This is a genomic window from Bacillus sp. EB106-04-02-XG92, assembly GCF_058791995.1.
Genome location: NZ_JBYTEA010000001.1, coordinates 844607 through 867031, shown reverse-complemented (window position 1 = coordinate 867031; position 22425 = coordinate 844607). Strand labels below are relative to the sequence as shown.

General features: G+C 36.4%; 25 protein-coding genes and 1 pseudogene. 20 read left to right on the top strand and 6 right to left on the bottom strand.

Translation table 11 applies throughout. From position 1 onward, the window contains the following. Position 1 precedes the first annotated feature (1 nt). The 4 genes and pseudogenes from AC3WVA_RS04565 (at position 2) to AC3WVA_RS04550 (ending at position 1473) form a co-directional block, all read left to right on the top strand. A complete protein-coding gene (locus AC3WVA_RS04565; RefSeq protein WP_098520817.1) occupies positions 2–346 on the top strand; it encodes a DUF6176 family protein in 345 nt (114 codons plus the stop codon). Between the two features lie 72 nt (positions 347–418). Further along, positions 419–874: a GNAT family N-acetyltransferase gene (locus AC3WVA_RS04560; protein ID WP_098520816.1), complete on the top strand. Its 456-nt coding sequence runs from the start codon at positions 419–421 to the stop codon at positions 872–874. A gap of 179 nt (positions 875–1053) precedes the next feature. After that, positions 1054–1203 (top strand): annotated as a pseudogene (locus tag AC3WVA_RS04555) (anti sigma factor C-terminal domain-containing protein); the annotation flags it as partial. Positions 1204–1266: 63 nt separating this feature from the next. Continuing rightward, positions 1267–1473: a hypothetical protein gene (locus AC3WVA_RS04550; RefSeq protein ID WP_001248905.1), complete on the top strand. Its 207-nt coding sequence runs from the start codon at positions 1267–1269 to the stop codon at positions 1471–1473. Between the two features lie 14 nt (positions 1474–1487). On the opposite strand, the gene AC3WVA_RS04545 is transcribed toward AC3WVA_RS04550, so the two are convergent. Then, positions 1488–2315 (bottom strand): DUF2785 domain-containing protein, encoded by an 828-nt coding sequence (locus tag AC3WVA_RS04545; RefSeq protein WP_492321798.1) that lies wholly within the window; start codon positions 2313–2315, stop codon positions 1488–1490. A 90-nt stretch (positions 2316–2405) separates the two neighbouring features. Here AC3WVA_RS04545 and AC3WVA_RS04540 point away from each other — a divergent pair, with 90 nt between their 5' ends. Beyond that, positions 2406–2783: a hypothetical protein gene (locus AC3WVA_RS04540; protein WP_492321797.1), complete on the top strand. Its 378-nt coding sequence runs from the start codon at positions 2406–2408 to the stop codon at positions 2781–2783. Between the two features lie 20 nt (positions 2784–2803). Further along, a complete protein-coding gene (locus AC3WVA_RS04535; RefSeq protein WP_088314966.1) occupies positions 2804–3160 on the top strand; it encodes a DUF3221 domain-containing protein in 357 nt (118 codons plus the stop codon). Between the two features lie 30 nt (positions 3161–3190). Here the strand turns inward: AC3WVA_RS04535 and pepQ are convergent, their stop codons facing one another. Further along, positions 3191–4288 carry a Xaa-Pro dipeptidase gene (pepQ, locus tag AC3WVA_RS04530; RefSeq protein WP_048531663.1) on the bottom strand — a complete coding sequence of 366 codons (1098 nt, stop codon included), beginning with the start codon at positions 4286–4288 and terminating at the stop codon, positions 3191–3193. 148 nt (positions 4289–4436) lie between these two features. On the opposite strand from pepQ, the gene AC3WVA_RS04525 reads away from it, so the two are divergent. After that, the gene (locus AC3WVA_RS04525) at positions 4437–5120 is read left to right on the top strand and encodes a metal-dependent hydrolase (protein ID WP_098880531.1); all 684 of its coding nucleotides are present in this window, start codon (positions 4437–4439) and stop codon (positions 5118–5120) included. Positions 5121–5160: 40 nt separating this feature from the next. Here AC3WVA_RS04525 and AC3WVA_RS04520 read toward each other — a convergent pair whose 3' ends face one another. After that, positions 5161–5322, bottom strand: a complete 162-nt coding sequence (locus AC3WVA_RS04520; protein ID WP_492321796.1) for a hypothetical protein — start codon at positions 5320–5322, stop codon at positions 5161–5163. A 244-nt stretch (positions 5323–5566) separates the two neighbouring features. Here AC3WVA_RS04520 and AC3WVA_RS04515 point away from each other — a divergent pair, with 244 nt between their 5' ends. The 4 genes from AC3WVA_RS04515 to AC3WVA_RS04500 all read left to right on the top strand — a co-directional run bounded on the left by AC3WVA_RS04515 (position 5567) and on the right by AC3WVA_RS04500 (position 8792). Then, positions 5567–6880 carry a CBS domain-containing protein gene (locus tag AC3WVA_RS04515; RefSeq protein ID WP_000201587.1) on the top strand — a complete coding sequence of 438 codons (1314 nt, stop codon included), beginning with the start codon at positions 5567–5569 and terminating at the stop codon, positions 6878–6880. 167 nt (positions 6881–7047) lie between these two features. Continuing rightward, positions 7048–7371, top strand: a complete 324-nt coding sequence (locus AC3WVA_RS04510) for a hypothetical protein (RefSeq protein ID WP_141539567.1) — start codon at positions 7048–7050, stop codon at positions 7369–7371. A gap of 126 nt (positions 7372–7497) precedes the next feature. Beyond that, positions 7498–8439 (top strand): phosphotransferase enzyme family protein, encoded by a 942-nt coding sequence (locus tag AC3WVA_RS04505; protein ID WP_098344562.1) that lies wholly within the window; start codon positions 7498–7500, stop codon positions 8437–8439. 89 nt (positions 8440–8528) lie between these two features. Then, positions 8529–8792, top strand: a complete 264-nt coding sequence (locus AC3WVA_RS04500; RefSeq protein WP_142320917.1) for a DUF3949 domain-containing protein — start codon at positions 8529–8531, stop codon at positions 8790–8792. Positions 8793–8809: 17 nt separating this feature from the next. On the opposite strand, the gene AC3WVA_RS04495 is transcribed toward AC3WVA_RS04500, so the two are convergent. Further along, entirely contained in the window at positions 8810–9106 is a 297-nt protein-coding gene (locus AC3WVA_RS04495) for a YtpI family protein (protein ID WP_098344564.1), read from the bottom strand. Positions 9107–9266: 160 nt separating this feature from the next. On the opposite strand from AC3WVA_RS04495, the gene AC3WVA_RS04490 reads away from it, so the two are divergent. Next, positions 9267–10199 carry a DHH family phosphoesterase gene (locus tag AC3WVA_RS04490; protein ID WP_098880534.1) on the top strand — a complete coding sequence of 311 codons (933 nt, stop codon included), beginning with the start codon at positions 9267–9269 and terminating at the stop codon, positions 10197–10199. Between the two features lie 51 nt (positions 10200–10250). Here AC3WVA_RS04490 and ytrI read toward each other — a convergent pair whose 3' ends face one another. Beyond that, complete coding sequence (gene ytrI / locus AC3WVA_RS04485; protein WP_048531646.1) at positions 10251–10754, bottom strand: sporulation membrane protein YtrI; 504 nt, start codon at positions 10752–10754, stop codon at positions 10251–10253. Beyond that, the gene (gene ytrH / locus AC3WVA_RS04480; protein ID WP_116746256.1) at positions 10751–11164 is read right to left on the bottom strand and encodes a sporulation membrane protein YtrH; all 414 of its coding nucleotides are present in this window, start codon (positions 11162–11164) and stop codon (positions 10751–10753) included. The genes ytrI and ytrH overlap by 4 nt, the downstream gene beginning before the upstream one ends. A gap of 42 nt (positions 11165–11206) precedes the next feature. Between ytrH and dnaE the strand changes: the two genes are divergently transcribed. The 8 genes from dnaE to AC3WVA_RS04440 all read left to right on the top strand — a co-directional run bounded on the left by dnaE (position 11207) and on the right by AC3WVA_RS04440 (position 22041). Continuing rightward, positions 11207–14533: a DNA polymerase III subunit alpha gene (gene dnaE, locus AC3WVA_RS04475; RefSeq protein WP_492321795.1), complete on the top strand. Its 3327-nt coding sequence runs from the start codon at positions 11207–11209 to the stop codon at positions 14531–14533. Positions 14534–14666: 133 nt separating this feature from the next. After that, the gene (ystJ, locus tag AC3WVA_RS04470; RefSeq protein WP_162230577.1) at positions 14667–15875 is read left to right on the top strand and encodes an NADP-dependent malic enzyme; all 1209 of its coding nucleotides are present in this window, start codon (positions 14667–14669) and stop codon (positions 15873–15875) included. Positions 15876–15889: 14 nt separating this feature from the next. Beyond that, positions 15890–16534 carry a FadR/GntR family transcriptional regulator gene (locus AC3WVA_RS04465; RefSeq protein WP_048531640.1) on the top strand — a complete coding sequence of 215 codons (645 nt, stop codon included), beginning with the start codon at positions 15890–15892 and terminating at the stop codon, positions 16532–16534. A gap of 185 nt (positions 16535–16719) precedes the next feature. Then, positions 16720–17589 (top strand): acetyl-CoA carboxylase, carboxyltransferase subunit beta, encoded by an 870-nt coding sequence (gene accD, locus AC3WVA_RS04460; protein ID WP_048531638.1) that lies wholly within the window; start codon positions 16720–16722, stop codon positions 17587–17589. Continuing rightward, on the top strand, positions 17577–18551 hold the full coding sequence (gene accA / locus AC3WVA_RS04455) for an acetyl-CoA carboxylase carboxyl transferase subunit alpha (RefSeq protein ID WP_098880536.1): 975 nt from the start codon (positions 17577–17579) through the stop codon (positions 18549–18551). The genes accD and accA overlap by 13 nt, the downstream gene beginning before the upstream one ends. 128 nt (positions 18552–18679) lie before the next feature. Beyond that, positions 18680–19639 (top strand): 6-phosphofructokinase, encoded by a 960-nt coding sequence (gene pfkA / locus AC3WVA_RS04450; RefSeq protein WP_000821161.1) that lies wholly within the window; start codon positions 18680–18682, stop codon positions 19637–19639. 53 nt (positions 19640–19692) lie between these two features. After that, complete coding sequence (pyk, locus tag AC3WVA_RS04445; protein ID WP_048531634.1) at positions 19693–21450, top strand: pyruvate kinase; 1758 nt, start codon at positions 19693–19695, stop codon at positions 21448–21450. A gap of 201 nt (positions 21451–21651) precedes the next feature. Beyond that, on the top strand, positions 21652–22041 hold the full coding sequence (locus AC3WVA_RS04440; protein ID WP_098344568.1) for an FxsA family protein: 390 nt from the start codon (positions 21652–21654) through the stop codon (positions 22039–22041). Positions 22042–22425 lie beyond the last annotated feature (384 nt).

Genomic DNA, 22425 nt, shown 5'->3' with positions numbered 1-22425 from the left:
AATGAATGTGGAGTTAACGAGATTTAAAGTGAAACAAGGTAAAAGTCATCGTGTAGACGAATGGATGCGGCTTCTTAATGACAATATGAAAGAAGTGCTTTTGACACTAAACGACGAAAAGATGTACGTTGAGACAATTTTCCGGGAAATAAGAGATGGAGAAGAGTACTTATATTGGTATTCTGTGCAAGGAGAAGGTGGGGCTCTTGTCGAAAATTCTCATCATGAAATTGATAAAAAGCATTTGGAATTTTGGTATGAATGTATCGATGAGGAAGTACCGTCTGTTGATATGAAAACAGAAGTCGTTATGATTCAAGATGTTGTGAAGGACGTGATGAAATAATAGATTGGCATTTTATAACCGTAAAATGGTCTTCTTTTTGGTTGGAATATATATTATTGGAGATGCTGTAGGATGATGATTAGTAATAAATATATCACTCTCGATGAAATAGAAATAATAAGAGAACCTTTAAATAAATTGCATGAATATCATAACAATACATCAAAACATTTTTCTGGTGATTATCCAAGAATGACATTTGAGGAACGTATTGAAAATTATAAACAGAATTCAAAGTATGGAGAATATAGAATTGAATTATTAGTTGAGGCGGAAACAGATAATATATTAGGATTTTGTATAGCGTATAGTAAAAGTGTAAACGGAAAGATTGAAGTTTTATTCGTTGATGAAAAATATCGAAGAAACGGATTTGGTTTAAAATTAATGAATAGTGCAGTGGAATGGTTTAAAGCGAAGAAGATCGATGAAATTGAATTAACAGTAGTGTACGGAAATAAAGCTGTATCGTTTTATGAAAAGGTGGGGTTTTATCCTCGTTCAATTATTATGGCAACTAAGTTATAACTATAGTGTGGGGAGAGATGAGTGGGAGTTTTTGTTTCAAAAAATGATTCATATGTTACTAAAGTATATGTGTAGAGCACATCAAAATAGATGTGCTTTTTATTATAATAAACATTTAGAAAAGCTGTATTTGGATATCTTTAAGTGAAAATAAAAGGGGATATCACGAATTTTTTAGGGCAAACTATAAAGAAATAAAAAACACAAAACCAAAAGACCTACCAATATACGGTGTAGTTGTAACAGGGAAAACAGAGGATTTACAAAGTTTACAAGGAGCACCATATATTAAGGCTGCTGTTAGAGGTGTAACAGTTGAGAAATATTAATTACAGTCTATTAATGTGAATAATCAGAAAATTTATGTTATAATATGGGAAAAGGAGGTTCATATGAGGCAAATACATGGAGCAATTTATATTTACATAACAATGTTTTTCGTGGCGATATCTTATGGATTAGGGCACGTGTATTCGCATCCTATACTAACTTTTTTAAGCGGAGCATGTATGGCGTTTGCGCTTCTTGTCCACCTTTTCTCAGTTTGGATCGTGAAATTTCAATTAAATATTAGTGAAATAGAAGAAGGCACTTTCTAAGTGGCCTTCTTTTTTTAATAATATTTTGGAAGGTCTTGCAGCAATTTTTCAATTTTGCATTCGGTTTTTTCACATATAGACAGTGTGCGTAGTCGGAAAAACAAACTACGTAAGAAAGATTTTATATTTCCGTATAGGTACTCGTACGATTCAGTATGTAATGTCTGTTTTTTGACGGGTAATTGAGCTACTAATTCATGAAGGGCTAATAGGAGTACCTCTTCCTTTAGACCATTTTGTAGCATTGCGACAATCGGATAAACGAGGCGCTCGTCTTCTTCATATTTGTAATAAATAGAATGGACACAAACTTTGTTTAATAAAGTTTGTAATATTTCTTCGTAATATAAAGTTTCCAGTTTAGGACTACGAACAAGCGCTTCAAATGTATCAGAAGCGTGAGCGATACTATGTGCCCAGCCGTGGTCTTGCACATATCCGCGGAAATCATGCTCGTTGTTCATATATAGAATTAATTGATCTTTTACAGTTAAAATATCATTCTGTGATAAGAAATTATGATTTGTATCAGCATCAATAATGAGTGCAATTAATAATGTTGTAAATGCACGGGTAAATACCGCATCTTCGTCATCCGAATGAATCTTATACAATAAATATTTTTCACTGATGCTTTCTAATAATAGTTTCTGTAAGTTTGTGTGTGAAATATAGTCCTTTTTGATGAGATGGTAAAAAGTAGAGTAAATAAGTTTATCCCTTAAATAGCTATCAGTAACACCGATGTGCTCAAGCATATTAGAACTTAAAGAATCAATGTTAATTTTGTTATCCAGTATGTAATTATTATTACGGATTTCTTCTAACTGTTGTTGTAACATATAAACCTCCTATTTTAGAAAATTCTGTATTTTTATAATATAATAGGAGAAAGAAATAGACAATAAATAAGTGCTTTTGAATGGAGGGGCATGATGAAGAGAGTATTATTCTTTTTTATTACTATTTTCTTTTTAGGGAGTTGTTCGATTTCGTATGTTACTTTTTCTAGCGAGAGCAAAAGTTGGACGGGACAATATAAAGGGTATATTAAGGATGACAGTGAAGATGGAATGTTTACGTTTCAATATAAGGGCGGAGATGGAAATACAGAATTTAAAAATTTAGAGATTGCTATTAATGGAGCCTTTAGCACAATGACACAAACGTCAGAAAATCATAAAGGAGCAAAGATTGAAATGAAATCATCTTGTGTCAGTTGTGCGCCTCTATCTAAAGATGAACCGATAGAGGTTTTGATTAAATGGGATGATAAGTATGAGGAGAAGATGGTGTTAAATTTGAAATAGCCTAGAGTAGGGAGTTAAAAATGAATAGGCATATGAAAAGCTTTATGTTTCTAAGTGTATTTTTAATCATATTATCAGCGTGTACTACAAAACAAGTAGTAGTAAAAAAAGTACCTGAAGAAGGGTATGTCATAGTAAGAAATGATACGGTATTTTTCGTCAGTGATAAAACGTTTGAAACAAAAATAGAGTTGCAAAATTATATAGAACAACAAATGAATAAAGAGTATCCATCACATATAGTTTTGAGTTTTAAAGATAAAGGTGCATATAAACAGTTAAAAACAGGGGATAAAATAAAAGTATGGTCTTCTCAAACGCTTGAAAGTTATCCAGCGAAAATGATTGTAGAGAAATTTGAAATAGTAGAGAAATAGAAAAAGGCAGCAATCACGCTGCCTTTTTTCTTACTTCACAAATTGTAATTCTTTCGGGAATTTCGTTAAAATTTCTGATCCGTCTTTTGTGATGTAAATATCATCTTCAATACGAACGCCACCTACGTTTGGTACGTAAATACCTGGCTCGATTGTGAAGACCATACCTTCTTTTAATGGAGACTCGTTACCAGCTTTTACATCTGGATATTCGTGTACGCTAATTCCAAGTCCGTGACCAAGGCGGTGTGGGAAGAAGTCGCCGTAACCTGCATCTGCGATAACAGAGCGAGCAGCGTTGTCGATTGCGCCAAGTGTAACACCAGGTTTACATGCTTCAACCGCTTGTAGTTGTCCAGCAAGTACAGTGTTATAAATACGAGTTTGTTCTTCAGAAATGTCACCAAATGCTACTGTACGTGTAATGTCAGAGCAATAACCATCAATGATTACGCCTAAATCAAATAGTACGAAATCGCCGCGTTTCATTTTGTTTGCACCTGGAATACCGTGTGGAAGAGCAGAGTTTGCACCTGCTAATACCATCGTATCGAATGACATTTTATGTATGCCTTTTGTTTTTAATTCGTGTTCGATAATTGCTAATACTTCTAGCTCGCTACGATCTTCTTTAATTGCATTTACACCAACTTCAACAGCGTAGTCCGCCATTTTAGCTGCTTCGCGTAAAATAGAAAGTTCTTTTTCATCTTTAATTAAACGAAGTTCACGAACTTTTTCTTCAGCTGATTTGAAAGCTGCATTTGGGAATAGTTTTGTTAATTCTTCGTAGCGCTCTACGTTTAAATGTTCTTTTTCAATCGCAACTGCGTTTGCATTGATACCGCGGTCTTTAATTGCTTTTGCAATCATATCCCATGGTCTGTCAGTATCAGTAAATCCGATAATCTCATGTGCCCAGCCAGCGTTACGTGCTTGGCCTTCTTCCATTTTAGGACAAATTAAAATAGGCTCTTTTTCTTGGAATACAAACATACCAAGAAGTCTTTCGTGTGGTTCACAGTGGAAGTTTGTCATGTAGAAGACGTTCGGTGTAGAAGTTAAGAACGCAGCTTCTACGTTTTTTTCTTTTAGCCATTGCATTAAATTTTCTAATCTAGCATTCATCGATTGGCACCCCCGAGATATTTAATTACAAATATAACTTTACATCGTAGGAAAGTGTTATGACAAGTAAATAGATGTTAGAAAAGACAGGGAATTGAAAAATCATGTAGAATAAAAAGTGAGAATGTGAATAGGGAGGAATGTAATAATGAAAGTATCTTATCATGGGCATTCAGTTGTAAAGATCGAAACAAATGGAAAAGTGATTTTAATTGATCCATTTTTAACGGGCAATCCGAAAACAGATTTAAAGGCTGAAGATGTAAAAGTAGATGCGATTCTTTTATCGCACGGACATGGTGATCATGTTGGAGATACAGTAGAGCTTGCGAAGAAAAATAACGCAGTTGTTGTGGCACCGTTTGAACTAGCGACTTTTTTAAGTTGGCAAGGTGTAAATACACATCCGATGCATATTGGTGGTTCACATGAATTTGACTTCGGAAAAGTGAAGTTTACACAAGCATTCCACGGTTCTAGTTATATTGATGAAGAAAATAAGACGATTACATATACAGGTATGCCAGCAGGTATTTTATTTACAGCAGAAGAAAAAACTGTGTACCATGCAGGAGATACTGCTCTATTCTCTGATATGAAATTAATTGGGGAACTACATAACATTGATGTAGCATTTTTACCAATTGGTGATAATTTCACAATGGGACCAGAAGATGCTATTTTAGCAGCAAAATGGGTTCAGGCGAAAACTGTTGTACCGATGCATTACAATACGTTCCCAGTAATTGAACAAGATCCATATCAATTTGTAGAAAAGCTACAAAATGGTACAGGGAAAGTATTAGAAGCTGGAGAAAGTATTACACTATAAAAAAGAAACCCTTCATTTGAAAAGACAAGTGAAGGGTTTTTTATGTGTGTAGAACAGCTTTTAAAGGTTGTACTTGTTTTGATGATTCTTTTCTTTTTGGAAGTGGTTGTTCAGGTGTTTCATTTAATTCCATTGCAACTTTTTTCCCGTCTGCGAAAGCTAAAAATACAGCACCTACAACTTCTAATAATTTTTTCATCATGTATTCGCTCCTTTGTTTCATTTCTTGTCTTCATTGTATATGGAAGTGGCTGGACAAACTATCGAACGAGATGACAATACCATTACATTGTTGTAATAGAAGAAGCAGTGTAATGTAAGACGTATTTTGTTATAAAAAAAATAGTACAGATATACAAAGAGAGAGTGTAACAGTTTTGAAAATATAGTATACTGAAAATACAACACATGAAGAATTTAGGGAAAAGAAAGTATGGTGAAACCATTTGGCTACCAAGCATAACCAAATTTTAGAACATATTAATAGCCTACCAGTAGGGCATAAAATTTCTGTAAGGCAAATTGCGAAAGATTTGAGTGTAAGTGAAGGGACAGCTTACCGTGCAATTAAAGATGCAGAAAATAAAGGGTATGTTAGTACGATTGAACGTGTCGGAACAATTCGAATTGAACAAAAGAAGAAAGAAAATATTGAAAAGCTGACATATGCAGAAGTCGTTAACATTGTCGATGGTCAAGTACTTGGAGGCAGAGAAGGACTACATAAAACGTTAAATAAATTCGTAATCGGGGCAATGAAATTAGAAGCGATGATGCGCTATACAGAAGCTGGAAACTTACTTATTGTCGGTAATCGTACGAATGCACATCAATTAGCGTTAGAAACTGGAGCTGCGGTGTTAATTACGGGCGGATTTGATACGGAAGATCATGTGAAGAAATTAGCAGATGAATTAAAACTGCCGATTATTTCAAGTAGTTACGATACATTTACAGTTGCAACGTTAATTAACCGTGCGATTTACGATCAGCTTATTAAGAAAGAAATTGTACTCGTTGAAGATATTTTAACGCCAATTGAAGAAACGTTATATTTAAAACCAAATGATACAGTGCAGCAATGGCATGCATATAACGAAGAGACGATGCACGGAAGGTATCCAATTGTTGATGAAAATAAAAAGGTATTAGGTATTGTGACTTCTAAGGATATGATTGGTGTTGCAAAAGAAACACCAATTGATAAAGTAATGACAAGGCATCCAATTACGGTAAATGGAAAAATGTCTGTCGCGGCTGCGGCACGTATGATGGTGTGGGAAGGTATTGAGTTACTTCCTGTTGTTGATGAAGGAAATAAGTTGCAAGGTATTATTAGCCGTCAAGATGTACTTCAGGCGTTGCAAATGATTCAGCGTCAACCACAAGTCGGCGAAACAATTGATGATATTGTAACGAATCAATTTATGACGCCGAAAGAAGCGAAAAATGAACATCTATATCAATTTTCAGTGACGCCGCAAATGACGAACTCGATCGGAACGTTATCGTACGGTGTATTTGCAACGATTGTGACGGAAGCAACGAATCGCGTTATTCGTGCGCAAAAGAAGAGCGACTTAATTGTTGAGAACTTAACAATTTATTTCGTAAAACCAGTTCAAATTGACAATGTTGTATCGGTTCATCCGAAAGTATTAGAAATTGGACGTAAATTTGGTAAGGTGGATGTAGAAGTACATCATGAAGGTAATGTTGTCGGGAAAGCATTACTTATGGTGCAGTTAATCGATAAATAAAAAAATGGAGCAAGCCGCTTTGGTTTGTTCCATTTTTTTTAAGAACGCTACAGTAGGGAGTTTTTAAATTTAGTTAGCAACTGAATCTATCACGTTCTGTTTCATATTTATAAGTATGGGCATGCAATCACTTGAAGATGCTTGAACAATAATTGTGGAGGTGTCGAATGGGAGTAATAGTTCTCTTTTTAGGGGTAGTATTTGCAATAACTTTTCATGTGTTAACACATAGAAGAATGGATGCAAAGAAAAAGAAATTGTATGTAGTAAGTTTGATTTTCGCTATTATTTGTTCCTTTATTCCTATAACTGGAGAAAATAAGAGCGATTTTCTTTACTTTGGTATACCAGTAGAAAATTTCATTTATTATGACGGATGGGAAATTTCTTTTAATCCATTAGGCTTTTTTGTTAACTTTATTTTGTTTTATTTGGTTTTGAAATTATTATTTAAGCTACGCAAGAGTTCAGGTAGAGAAGTGAAAAAATAGCAGGATATGTATCAATACGGATAGAAAAGTAGCTGTTAGTCGATTACGCTACTAATCATTAAGAGATAACAATCGTGTAATTGGATAGGGAAACGATGCTTCACTATATGAACTAGGGGGAAAAGAATGGATTTTCACACTAAAGAGCAGTTATGTAAGCAATATAATTTAAATCGTCTTACGGAAGTTTCATTATTGCATGGGGGAGAAAATCAAACATATATATTCGAATCGGACAAAAATAAATTTGTAGTGAGGCAGTATAGAGAGGGACGTTATACAGCCGAGCAAATAGAAGCTGAAATACATTGGTTAATAGCGATACAAAAACAAATGTTAGTACCAGAAGTAGTTGTCAATAAAAGTGGTGATTTAATCACACCTATTATGAAAGATGAAGGAAATATCCAGTATTTTGTTGTCTTTAGGTTTATAAACGGAAGTGAAATTTTAGAACCAAAGGATAAAGATTATGAAAAGCTTGGATCATTAATGCGAATGTTTCATGAAAAAACAAATGGAGTGCTCAAAAGAATGCCGCAAACTTGGAGAGGTTATGAAAGGCCTATATATAGCGAGAAAAAGACAATTCACGAGCCTTTACAACGTTTATTACATACTTCGTTTTTATCTTATGCGGAAAAAAATAAATGCTTGAGAATTGCAGAAAGAATACAAGAACTTACAAATTCAACTCAACTAGGAGAAAAACAATTTGTTCATGGCGATATGCATTTTGGCAATGTTCTTGTAGATAAAGAGGATTGGTATTTACTCGATTTTGATGAATGTGGATTTGGGTATAAAGAGTTTGATATTGGTGTTCCAAGATTGCATTTAATTGCTTCGAGACAGTTAGAAGAAGTATGGGGGAACTTCATGATGGGATATGGGGAAAATATTTCGGAAGCAGCCATTCGACTTGGGACCGCTTCAAGAATCTTTTATATGGCCGGAAAAATACCATTAAGACTTGATATTGAACCGATTAAAAAGAATCCCGGAAGTTTTATTCGGCGATATATTCAGTATGCTGAAGAAGAATTATGGGGAGAGACAATTGTGTGATAAAAAAACAGAATATTAATTCATTTAGATTCTAGACTATGGTATAATTTAATTGTAATAAAATGGATTTCTGGAAGGTGGTATGCATTATGTCATCAACAGTACTCTTTTTTGGTAGTATCGCACTATTTTACTTTCTTGTGATGATACCGTTTCAATATTTATACTTACAAGGATTACATGAAAAAAAGAAACGAACAGGATTATCTCAGCGAGAACTATATGAAAAAATGTCTTTTGAGGAAGAACAATTACATTTTCATGTGCAAGGCAACCCATTCAATATACCTTCTGCGTTTGTTGCATATATGATTTTAAAAGTTAGGGGACGTAAAAAAGCATCACAATGTTGATGCTTTTTTACGTTTCTTCAGGCAGATTCAGCTTCTTCCACTGCTAATGGTAAGAAATGTTTATATTGGCGAAATCCATTAAATACACTTGCACTACCAAATAGAACAAATAAGACACCAACGATAATACGAGCGGTTGAAAGGTCTAAAAAGAATTGGTTTATCCCGAAGAATAAGACGAATGAACCGAGTGCCATTGCAGATTTTCCTGAGAGCCAACCTTTCTCCATTGGGCGGTTTGTACGAAAGTATTTTGTTTTGTAGAAGAGGTACAACATAAATGAGACGATAATACAGAAGACTAATACTGGCATAATGCACACTCCCATCGCTTTATGAAAAATAATAGTGGAGAAAAAAGAAATATCTAAACTTTCTAATTTTTATTATAAAGCAATTGTTCGCATGTATGAAATACTTTCCGTTATAATGGAAGATAAAGTGAAGAAGTTGAGTAAAAAGGAGATTATACATATGCATGAGCAAATTTTAGGAGCTATTAAAGAGTTTGATACAATTATTATTCACCGTCATGTACGTCCAGATCCAGATGCGTTAGGTTCACAGGGCGGTCTTAGTACCATTCTACAAGAATCGTTTCCAGAGAAAAATATTTATACGGTTGGGTACAATGAACCGTCACTAGCATACTTACGAGTAATGGATGATATTGAAGATAGTGTATATGAAAATGCACTTGTTATCGTATGTGATACTGCGAACCAAGAACGTGTTGACGATCAACGCTATGCAAAAGGGAAGATGTTAATTAAAATTGACCATCATCCGAATGAAGATCCGTACGGAGATATTACGTGGGTAGATACGACAGCAAGTTCTACAAGTGAAATGATTTATGAGTTTTACAGTTATGGAAAAGATAAAGGATTACAGATAACGAAAGAAGCAGCTCGTCTTATTTTAGCAGGTATTGTTGGGGATACAGGTCGTTTCTTATTCCCGAATACAACAGCAAAAACACTTCGTTACGTGAGTGAGCTTGTTGATATGGATGTGAAATTCACAGATTTATACAACGAAATGTATAAGACGAAAGAAAAGATTGCTCGTTTAAACGGCTATATTTTACAAAACTTTACGATGGTAGAAGAAGGAGCAGCTTACATTAAATTAACGAAAGAAGTATTAGAAAAGTTTGATGTACTTCCTTCTGAGGCATCTGGTGTTGTTGGAGCACTTGGTAATATTGATGGATTAAAGGCGTGGGTTCTATTTTTAGAGGAAGATGACGTGATTCGTGTTCGTCTTCGCTCAAAAGGACCAGTGATAAATAAATTAGCAATGCAATATAATGGCGGAGGGCATCCGATGGCTTCTGGTGCAAAAGCATCTTCTTGGGAAGAAGCGGATCGTCTTTTTGCTGATTTACGTGAGCTGTGTAGATAAGAGATTATATATGAAAACGAAAAGAAGGAGCGGCGCTAAAGCCCTCCTTCTTTATTTTTCTTTCTCTATCGTAATGCTAATTTCAAGCACTGTATCAAAAGATATTGTATCGACTTTGAAACGGTATAGCCGATCGTAATGTTTGTACGTTTTGTTTTCGATTACCTTTTTGAGTAGGTCTTTATTTTTGGCTATACTTTGAATGTTTTTCGTTAAAAGATGTTGGAGGTCATTATGGATAGATGTAGTCATATTTTCAAGTGTAAGGTTGTCTAAATCGTATTTTTCTCGATTTATAAGTTTTATTTTAATCTCTTGAATGGTTAAGAGCCGTTTATTTTCAGTATTCAATTTTTCTTGATCTTCGAGAAGGACGTGGAGCTTTGCTTCTTGTTTTTCTATAATTTCTTTTTGTTCTGCTATTTTAATAGCTTGTTCTTCTTGAAAAACACCGTATATGTACAAAAAAATAAACCAGCTCAACACGCCTCCAACAGCAGCACCAGCTAAAACTAAATACCATCTTTTTGCTGTATTGGCACTTGGTACTCTCATACATGTTCCTGCGTTAGCCATTTAATAATAGTAAGACCCGTTTGCATACCACCCGTTGCGAAAAAAATAAGGAGAATTTGTTTTACGATATCTTTCATATCTCCGCCAAAGAAACTTCTTTCAAAGCTATAAAAAGTATCAAATGTGCCGCCAATCGCTGCAACGAGTGCCCAAATTCTTAAATTTTGGGCGAATTGATTAATGTAAGTTAGAGTTGGTTTTCCGATAAGAAATGCACCAAATCCACCAATTAATGAACCGCCAAGTATAACCCCAAAGGCAATAAAGTAACTAATAATAAGCAGAGAGAAAAAAGTATGTTCTCTTACATCCATCGTCATTCTCCTTTCTTCTTCATATATATGGACAAAGTATAAGAAGTATGTTTTGATTTCCGCTTTCCTCTTCACCTATAATAAAAGTAGTCAAATAGGTAAAGAGAGGGTACAACAGTGAAGTTTGTGCATTTACAATGTCAAACCGTTTTTAGTTTATTAAAAAGTGCTTGTAAAATTGATGAGCTTGTAGTCAGAGCGAAAGAGCTTGGGTTTTCATCACTTGCTATTACGGATGAAAATGTTATGTATGGCGTTATTCCGTTTTATAAAGCATGTAAGAAACATGGCATACATCCTATTATCGGCTTAACGGCTGCTATTTTTAGTGAAGAAGAAGAAAAATCTTATCCGCTTGTTTTACTTGCGGAAAATGAAATAGGTTATCAAAATTTATTAAAGATTTCTAGTAGCATTATGACGAAGTCAAAAGAAGGTATTCCGAAAAAGTGGCTTGCCCATTATGCGAAAGGATTAATTGCCATTTCACCAGGTAAAGATGGGGAAATTGAACAATTATTATTAGAAGACAAAGAGAGTCAGGCTGAAGAAGTAGCTCGCATGTATCAAAGCATGTTTGGCAATTTTTATATGAGTTTGCAGCATCATGCGATTCAAGATGAATTGGTTCTGCAAGAGAAATTACCTGAATTTATGAGTAGGATAAATGTTCCAGTCGTTGCAACGAACGATGTACGCTACATCAATCAAAGTGACGCACTTGTTCATGAATGCTTATTATCCGTTGAAAGTGGAACGAAAATGACTGATCCAGATAGGCCGAGAATGAAAACGGATCAGTATTATTTAAAGTCAACGGATGAAATGGAAGCACTATTTTCGCATGCTGAGGAAGCGATTCAAAATACAATAAAAATTGCAGAAATTTGCCAAGTAGAAATTCCTTTCCATGTAAATCAATTACCGAAATTTCCTGTTCCAGTTAACGAGACGAATGATATGTATTTACGCCGCGTTTGTGAAGAAGGATTGCAGAAACGTTATGGTACGCCGAAAGAAATGCATATAAAGCGTTTGAACCATGAATTAAATGTGATTTCTAGTATGGGATTTAGTGATTATTTCCTCATCGTATGGGATTTTATGAAGTATGCGCATGAAAATCATATTTTAACAGGACCAGGGCGTGGATCCGCGGCTGGCTCACTCGTTTCTTATGTATTAGAAATTACAGATATTGATCCAATTGAATACGATCTATTATTTGAACGATTTTTAAACCCCGAGCGTGTGACACTTCCAGATATTGATATCGATTTTCCGGATATAAGACGTGATGAGATGATTCGATATGTGAAAGATAAATATGGTCAGCTTCGTGTTGCTCAAATTGTAACGTTCGGGACGCTGGCAGCGAAAGCGGCAATTAGAGATATTGCGCGTGTAATGGGGCTTCCGCCGCGAGATATTGACATATTCTCAAAACTTATCCCATCAAAGCTTGGTATAACGTTAAAAGATGCATATGAGGAATCGCAATCACTCCGTGAGTTTATACAAGGAAACCTTCTGCATGAGCGTGTGTTTGAAATTGCAAAACGTGTAGAAGGCTTACCACGTCATACATCTATTCATGCAGCTGGCGTTATTATGAGCCAAGAGCCATTAACCGGAAGTGTTGCGATTCAAGAAGGGCATAACGATGTGTATGTTACGCAATACCCAGCTGATGCATTAGAAGAACTTGGGTTGCTCAAGATGGACTTTTTAGGATTACGTAATTTAACGTTACTTGAAAATATTATAAAGTTTATCGTGGAAAAAACGGGAACACAGATTGATATAAGAAATTTACCACTTCAAGATGAAAAGACGTTCCAATTGTTAGGTAGAGGGGATACAACAGGTGTATTCCAGCTTGAATCAGGTGGTATGCGAAATGTACTTCGCGGGTTAAAGCCGAATGAATTTGAAGATATTGTCGCTGTTAACTCGTTATATAGACCGGGACCGATGGAACAAATTCCGACCTTTATTGAATCAAAGCACGGAAAAAGAAAAATTGAATATTTACATCCAGACTTAAAGCCAATTCTAGAAAGAACGTACGGTGTCATTGTATACCAAGAACAAATTATGCAAATTGCATCGAAGTTAGCGGGATTCTCGCTTGGAGAAGCAGATTTATTACGCCGTGCAGTGAGTAAAAAAAATCGTGATATTTTAGATCAGGAACGTAAGCATTTTGTGCAAGGTTGTTTACAAAATGGTTATGACGAGACATCTGCTGAGAAAATTTACGATTTAATTGTAAGATTTGCGAATTACGGTTTTAACCGAAGTCACGCAGTAGCCTACAGTATGATTGGATATCAGCTTGCTTACTTAAAAGCGAATTATCCGCTGGAATTTATGACGGCACTATTATCGAGTGCAATTGGAAATGAAGATAAGATTGTGCAGTATATACGAGAAACGAAGCGGAAAGGTTTTCATGTTTTGCCGCCATCTCTTCAGAGAAGTGGTTACAATTTTCAAATAGAAGGCAATGCGATACGTTACAGTTTACTTTCCATTCGAAACATCGGAATGGCTACAGTGACAGCATTACTCGAAGAACGAGAGAAAAAAATGTTTGAAGATTTATTTGAATTTTGTCTTCGCATGCCATCAAAATTTGTGACAGAGCGAAATTTAGAGGCGTTCGTCTGGTCTGGATGTTTTGACGATTTTGGTGTTTCGAGAACGAATTTGTGGAAAAGTCTTAAAGGAGCGGTAGAATACGCAAATCTTGCACGTGATTTAGGAGATGCTGTTCCAAAATCAAAATACGTACAAGGAGAAGAGCTTTCTTTTATTGAACAGTTAAATAAAGAAAAGGAAGCACTAGGTTTTTATTTATCGAGCTATCCGACGGCGCAGTATGTGAAGTTAGCGAAAGAATTAGAAATTCCATCTCTCGCTCAGGCGATGCGGCATAAGAAAAAGGTACAAAGAGCGATCGTGTATATAACAAGTGTAAGAGTGATTCGTACGAAAAAGTTGCAGAAGATGGCGTTTATTACATTTTGTGATCAAAATGATGAAATGGAAGCAGTTCTTTTCCCCGAAACATATATACATTTCTCAGATAGGTTACAAGAAGGAGCAATTGTTTTAGTTGACGGCATGATTGAGCTTAGAAATCATAAGTTGCAATGGATTGTAAATGGACTATATCCGTTAGAAGAAATGGATGTGTATGAAGAAAAGAAAGATGCATCTGTTTACGTGAAATTGCCGTCTCAGTACGAGAAAAAGCTATTAAATCAGGTTACTAAAATATTGTTTGACTATTCGGGTTTTGCGAAAGTACTAATTTATTATGAAAAGGAACATAAAATGGTACAATTATCTCGGAGTTTATCGATCCATCCAAGTGAAGAATGTTTAGGAGCACTTCGTGAAATTGTCGGGGAAGAAAATGTGGTTGTGAAAATATAATGGACAATTTCCCTACACTTCGATTATTATAGTAGTAGTGTTCGTGGTCAGACCACTTGGAGAAATTGATATCAGCTAGAATAATTTGAGGAGAGTGGATAGTTTGTCAACACTTCGTGAAGAAGCACTTCACATGCATAAAGTGCATCAAGGAAAATTAGAAACTGTATCAAAAGTAAAAGTAGAAAATGCAAAAGATTTAAGTCTTGCATATTCTCCAGGGGTTGCAGAACCTTGTAAAGAAATTTATGACGATAAAAGTAAGGTATATGAATATACGATGAAGGGAAATATGGTAGCAGTTGTGACTGATGGAACGGCTGTGCTTGGTCTTGGTAACATTGGACCTGAAGCATCTCTTCCAGTAATGGAAGGTAAAGCTGTACTATTCAAGAGCTTTGCTGGTGTAGATGCATTCCCAATTGCCTTAAATACAAACGATGTAGATAAAATTGTTGAAACTGTAAAATTAATGGAGCCAACTTTTGGCGGCGTTAACTTAGAGGATATCGCAGCACCAAACTGCTTCATTATTGAAGAACGTTTGAAAAAAGAAACAAATATTCCTATCTTCCATGATGATCAACACGGAACAGCTATCGTAACAGTAGCAGGTCTTGTGAACGCGCTAAAACTAGTTGGAAAGAAAATGTCTGACATTAAAGTTGTCGCAAATGGCGCAGGTGCAGCAGGTATTGCAATTATTAAACTTTTATATCGCTATGGTGTACGCGACATTGTTATGTGTGATCGTAAAGGCGCGATCTATGAGGGTCGTCCTACAGGTATGAATCCGGTGAAGGATGAAGTTGCAAAATATACAAATAAGAATCGTATCGAAGGTTCTTTAGCTGATGTTGTACAAGGTGCGGACGTATTCATTGGTGTATCTGCAGAAGGTGCATTAACAGAAGAGATGGTTCGTACAATGAATGACGACGCAATTATTTTTGCAATGGCGAATCCAGTTCCAGAAATTATGCCAGAATTGGCAAAAGCAGCGGGCGCAGCTGTTGTTGGAACAGGTCGTTCTGACTTCGCAAACCAAGTAAATAATGTACTAGCGTTCCCTGGTATTTTCCGCGGTGCACTTGACGTACATGCGACACAAATTAACGAAGAAATGAAGATGGCAGCTGTACAGGCTATTGCTGAGCTTGTAGCAGAAGATGAGTTAAATGCAGACTATATCATTCCAGCACCGTTTGACGCGCGTGTAGCGCCTCAAGTGGCAGCTTACGTTGCGAAAGCTGCGATGGAGACAGGAGTAGCTCGCCGTCAAGTGGATCCAAATGAAGTTGCTGAGAAAACAAAACAATTAGCGCTGATTGGTAAAGAATAAGCGAGGAATTTCCATTGACATCATCAAATACAAAAGTATATCTCGAAATTGTAAAGAAAATCCGTTCCATTATGGAAGAGGATGGATTGGTAGCAGGGGATCGTTTACCGTCTGAGCGTGAGTTAAGTTCACGTTTAAATGTAGGGCGTTCCTCTGTAAGAGAAGCGTTGCGTGCTTTAGAACTGGTAGGGTTAATTGAAACGAGACGTGGTGAAGGGACGTTTATTCGAAACTTTTACGATAACGGTCTTGTACAATTGATTGCTCCGTTCTTGCTGCAAGATGAGAAAACAATTCGTGATTTATTACAAACAAAACGATTGCTTGAGAAAGATATGATCCGAATTGTATGTAATTTACCGAAAGAAACGTTTTCTAAAGTGCTAAGTAAATTACATCAAGTGCTTGAAGGAAATGAAAATTCGATTCCGACGCTTCATCAAACGTTCTTTAAAACACTTATTGAACAAGTCGATAATTATTTACTATATCGCATTTGGATGATCGTAAATGATTACGTATCAACTCTTTCTTGTAAAGTTTCAGGAGATTCTATCGATATGTATAGAAAGCTTTACGCTACTTTGGAAGGAAAACAAGAAAATGATGCACTAAAAATTTACGATGAATTAGTAGAGAATATACAGTTTCACTCGTAATGTATAAAATTTGTCGAAATGACCATGACACGTTATGACAAACATTCTATCGCGTAGCGGTTAAAGTTAAACGTAAAGAGTGAGGTTATTAGACAGATTGAGAAGATAAGGCTAACATCAAACTTTGGTGTTAGCCCAATTTTCTTCTTACGCTAACCTTAGCTCTCAACGAAGGGGGTCAAATTGTGCTAAGAGATTTATTCGTGAAAAAGAAAAAGTACGCTGCAATACCTTCAGAACAAGTACGAAAAGATGTACCAGATGGCGTTATGACAAAATGTCCGAAATGTAAAAAAATCATGTATACAAAAGAGCTTCTAAAAAATTTAAAAGTATGTGTGAATTGTGGATATCATCATCCTATGAATGCATGGGAACGTCTTGATAGTATATTGGACGAAGGGTCATTCCGGGAGTATGACAAAGAAATGGTTTCATTAAATCCACTCGGGTTTCCAGGATATGAAGAGAAACTAGAGAGCGATCGTAAGAAGACTGAATTGAACGAAGCGGTTGTAACTGGTGAAGGAACAATTGATGACATGCTTGTTGTTGTTGCAGTAATGGATTCTCGTTTTCGAATGGGGAGTATGGGCTCTGTTGTAGGAGAAAAAATTGCCCGTGCGGTTGAAAAGGCATACGACTTACAAGTTCCATTTATTATCTTTACTGCTTCGGGTGGTGCCCGTATGCAAGAAGGGATATTAAGTTTAATGCAAATGGCAAAAACAAGCGTAGCTTTGAAAAAGCATAGTAATGCAGGAGGATTATTTATTTCTGTTATGACTCACCCAACGACGGGCGGGGTTTCAGCGAGTTTCGCTTCACTTGGTGATTATAATCTTGCAGAACCAGGGGCACTAATCGGATTTGCTGGTAGACGTGTAATTGAACAAACTGTGCGCGAGAAACTACCGGAAGATTTCCAAACGGCAGAATTCTTACTAGAACATGGTCAATTAGATGCTGTGGTGCATCGTGATGATATGAGAGAATCGCTTCGCAAGATTTTAGAAGTTCATCAAGGAGGGGAAATGGCTGTATGGCAGAGCTAGAATTTGAAAAACCAGTTGTTGAGCTAAGAAATAAGATTCGTGAACTGAAAGACTATACGAAAAACAGCCAGATGGATTTCAGTGAGGAGATTCGTATTTTGGAAGACAAGCTAGAAAATTTAGAGGAAGATATATACGGCAATATGAAAGTATGGGACCGTGTTCAAATTGCTCGTCATGCGGAACGACCGACAACGCTCGATTATATTGAGCACTTATTTACTGATTTTTTTGAATGTCATGGAGATCGTCTATTTGGCGATGATGCAGCGATTGTCGGCGGCATTGCGAAGTATAAAGGGATGCCTGTAACTGTAATTGGGCATCAACGCGGAAAAGATACGAAAGAAAATATTCGCCGTAATTTTGGGATGCCTCATCCAGAAGGATATCGAAAAGCATTACGTTTAATGAAGCAGGCAGAAAAGTTCAATCGTCCAATTATTTGTTTTATTGATACGAAAGGAGCTTATCCTGGTAAAGCTGCTGAAGAACGTGGTCAAAGTGAAGCTATCGCTCGCAATTTATTTGAAATGGCAGGATTAACAGTACCTGTTATTTGTATCGTTATCGGCGAAGGTGGTAGTGGTGGTGCACTAGGTCTTGGGGTAGGGGATTACATTCATATGCTAGAAAATTCCACTTATTCTGTTATTACACCAGAGGGTGCAGCGGCAATTCTTTGGAAAGATGCAGGAAAAGCAAAGGAAGCTGCAGAGGCGATGAGAATTACAGCGGCAGATTTGAAAGAATTAGGTGTAATTGACGAAATTATTCCAGAGACAAAAGGTGGAGCACACCGTAATGTTTTGAAACAGTCAGAAAATATAGACTTAATGATTAGAAAAACTTTTGAACAATTAAACGGAATTTCGAAAGATGAATTAATCGAAAAACGTTATGAAAAATATATGAAAATTGGGCAAGTTTCGTTTTCAAACGCTTCCATTTGGATAAAATAAGAAAAGCGTGCGTTCCACTTCGCGAATGCACGTTTTTATTATGAAAAGACACATCTTCTCCATTGTATTTTTATATTTTTTCGTGTTATTTTATTATAAGGCAAATAATCTTTATGAGGTGAGTACAAATGAAACGTATTGGTGTATTAACAAGTGGTGGAGATTCACCTGGTATGAATGCTGCCATTCGTGCAGTTGTTCGTAAAGCGATTTTCCATGATATTGAAGTATATGGTATTTACCATGGATACGCTGGATTAATTTCTGGTCATATTGAAAAATTAGAACTAGGTTCTGTTGGCGATATTATCCACCGCGGTGGTACAAAATTATATACAGCAAGATGTCCTGAGTTTAAAGACCCAGAAGTACGACTAAAAGGTATCGAGCAATTAAAGAAACACGGTATCGAAGGACTTGTTGTTATTGGTGGAGATGGTTCTTACCAAGGCGCTAAAAAATTAACTGAACAAGGATTCCCATGTGTTGGTGTACCAGGTACAATCGACAATGATATCCCTGGAACAGACTTCACAATTGGTTTCGATACAGCTTTAAACACTGTTATTGATGCAATTGATAAAATTCGTGACACAGCTACATCTCATGAACGTACATATGTTATCGAAGTAATGGGACGTCATGCTGGAGATATCGCATTATGGGCTGGTCTAGCTGATGGTGCTGAAACAATTTTAATTCCAGAAGAAGAGTATGACATGGAAGATGTTATTGCTCGTCTGAAGCGTGGTAGTGAACGTGGTAAAAAACACAGTATTATCATTGTGGCTGAAGGTGTTGGAAGTGCAATTGACATCGGTAAGCATATTGAAGAAGCGACAAACTTTGATACTCGTGTAACTGTGTTAGGTCACGTACAACGTGGTGGATCACCAAGTGCACAAGACCGTGTATTAGCAAGCCGTCTTGGCGCAAGAGCAGTTGAATTATTAATTGCTGGTAAAGGTGGACGTTGTGTAGGTATTCAAGATAATAAACTTGTTGATCATGACATTATCGAAGCGTTAGCTCAAAAGCATACAATCGATAAAGATATGTATCAATTATCTAAAGAATTATCCATCTAATCGGCGTAATGTCGGATATTTGGGAACGGTTTCATAATTTTCGGAGGTGCAATATGCGTAAAACTAAAATTGTATGTACTATAGGTCCTGCTAGTGAAAGTATTGAAAAATTAGAGCAATTAATCGAAGCAGGTATGAACGTTGCTCGTTTAAACTTCTCTCATGGTAGCCATGAAGAGCACGGCGCTCGTATTAAAAACATTCGTGAAGCTTCAAAGAAAACTGGTAAAACAGTTGGTATCTTACTTGATACAAAAGGTCCAGAAATCCGTACTCACGACTTCGTAGACGGACAAGCTGAGCTTGTAACAGGTGCAGAAGTAGTTCTTTCTACTGAGCAAGTATTAGGTACTGCAGAGAAGTTCTCTGTATCTTATGCTGGTCTTTATGACGATGTAGACCCAGGTTCTCGTATTCTAATCGATGACGGTCTTATCGAACTAGAAGTAATTGAAAAAGCTGACGGAAACATCCGTACAAAAGTTCTTAACAGTGGAACTGTAAAAAATAAAAAAGGCGTTAACGTACCAAACGTAAGCATTAAGCTTCCTGGTATCACTGAAAAAGACGTAAAAGATATCATCTTCGGTATCGAGCAAAAAGTTGATTTCATCGCAGCTTCATTCGTACGTAAAGCGTCTGACGTATTAGAAATTCGCGAATTATTAGAAGAGCATAACGCTCAATACATCCAAATCGTACCAAAAATCGAAAACCAAGAGGGTATCGATAATATCGATTCAATCTTAGAAGTTTCTGACGGTTTAATGGTAGCTCGTGGTGATATGGGTGTAGAAATTCCACCAGAAGAAGTACCATTAGTACAAAAACGTCTAATCAAAAAATGTAACGTGTTAGGTAAACCAGTTATTACTGCGACACAAATGTTAGATTCTATGCAACGTAACCCACGTCCAACTCGTGCGGAAGCAAGTGACGTAGCTAACGCAATCTTCGATGGTACAGATGCAATCATGCTTTCAGGTGAAACAGCTGCTGGACAATACCCAGTAGAAGCAGTAACAATGATGGCTAACATTGCAGTACGTGTTGAAAAATCATTACAATACGAAGATATGTTCAAAAAACGTATTAAAGAGTTCACTCCAACAATTACAGATGCAATTAGTCAATCTGTTGCGCATACAGCACTTGCTCTTGATGTAGCTGCAATCGTAGCTCCAACAGAAAGTGGATATACTGCGAAAATGATCTCTAAATATCGTCCAAAATCTCCAATCGTAGCTGTAACATCTGACGAGCAAGTAGGACGTCGTCTTGCACTTGTTTGGGGTGTACAAGCATTTATGGCTGAGAAGCGCGCAGCTTCAACTGACGAAATGTTAGATACAGCAATTCAAACAGGTATGGATGCAGGTCTAATCGGACTTGGAGACACTGTAGTAATCACTGCTGGCGTTCCAGTTGCTGAAACTGGTACAACAAACTTAATGAAAATCCACGTTGTTGGTGAAGAAGTTGCTAAAGGACAAGGGATCGGTCGTAAAGCTGCAAAAGGTAAAGTAGTTGTAGCGAAAACAGCTGCTGAAGCTGTAGCGAACGTAAACGAAGGTGATATCCTTGTTACAACAAGCACTGATAAAGATATGATTCCTGCAATCGAAAAAGCTGCTGCTCTAGTTGTAGAAGAAGGCGGTTTAACAAGCCATGCTGCTGTTGTAGGTGTATCAATCGGTATTCCTGTTATCGTTGGTGTAAACGGCGTAACAGCAACTTTAAAAAATGGCCAAGAAGTAACAGTTGATGCAGCACGCGGAATTGTTTATAATGGACATGCGGAAGTGCTATAAGTAATACGGAGAGAAGGATCGGAGTCCTTCTCTTTTTTTTTTACACAAAAATGAGGTAAAACTAGCTTAAGACGTCTGAAATTGCTTTTAAAAGCTGTTTATTATGAAGTTTGATAAGAAAGTGCATTCGGCTTTTATATGGTGTATATGGACGTTGTTAGGGTGTTTAAAGTGGATAGTATGTGAGAGGAGTGTAGAACTATGAAGTGGTTACTATTCTTGTTTATATTAATACCGGCGATTGAGATTACAGTCTTAATTGGATCGAGTCATGTAATAGGTTTATGGTCTACGTTCGCTATGATTGTATTTACAGGTGTTGTAGGTGTGTATTTGGCGAAAAGGCAAGGTTTTAAAGTGCTTGGAGAGATTCAATCTAAGCTGAATAGAGGAGAAATGCCAGGAGGAGCGGTCCTAGATGGTATTTTTATCTTTATAGGAGGTGTTCTTTTAGTGCTTCCTGGATATGTAACGGATATAATAGGTTTGACCTTTGTTATCCCTATGACGAGGGCTTTATTGAAGCCGTTTGTTATGAAGTGGATAGAATGGAAGTTTAGAAAGAACTCTACTATTATTGTGCAGAAATAGTGCTTAGATTATAGCGATCTAAGCACTATTTTTTTGTCTATAAAAGGATGAGAGGGATGGTTAAAGGTCCGTTAATTAAAATTTAGTGATTGTGCAGATGAAATTCTTAAAGGTTAAAGTCCGATTGGTTCAACTAATAATTAGTGGGGGATGAAGAAAACCCCCGCTGATTAAAGTTTCACTTTATTTGCTGTATATCTTTCGATTGGATCTGTGATTTGAGGAGTTAGTAGTTGTTAATGAGTCTGTTTTAGAATAATTCCTTTGAACTGAAGTTTGATTTGTATATAAAAAGAATGAATTGATGTGGAAATGCTAAAAGTGATCGGTGAAATACTTAGTTTAAGTCTAATTCTATGCGATTTTGTATATTTATTCATTTAC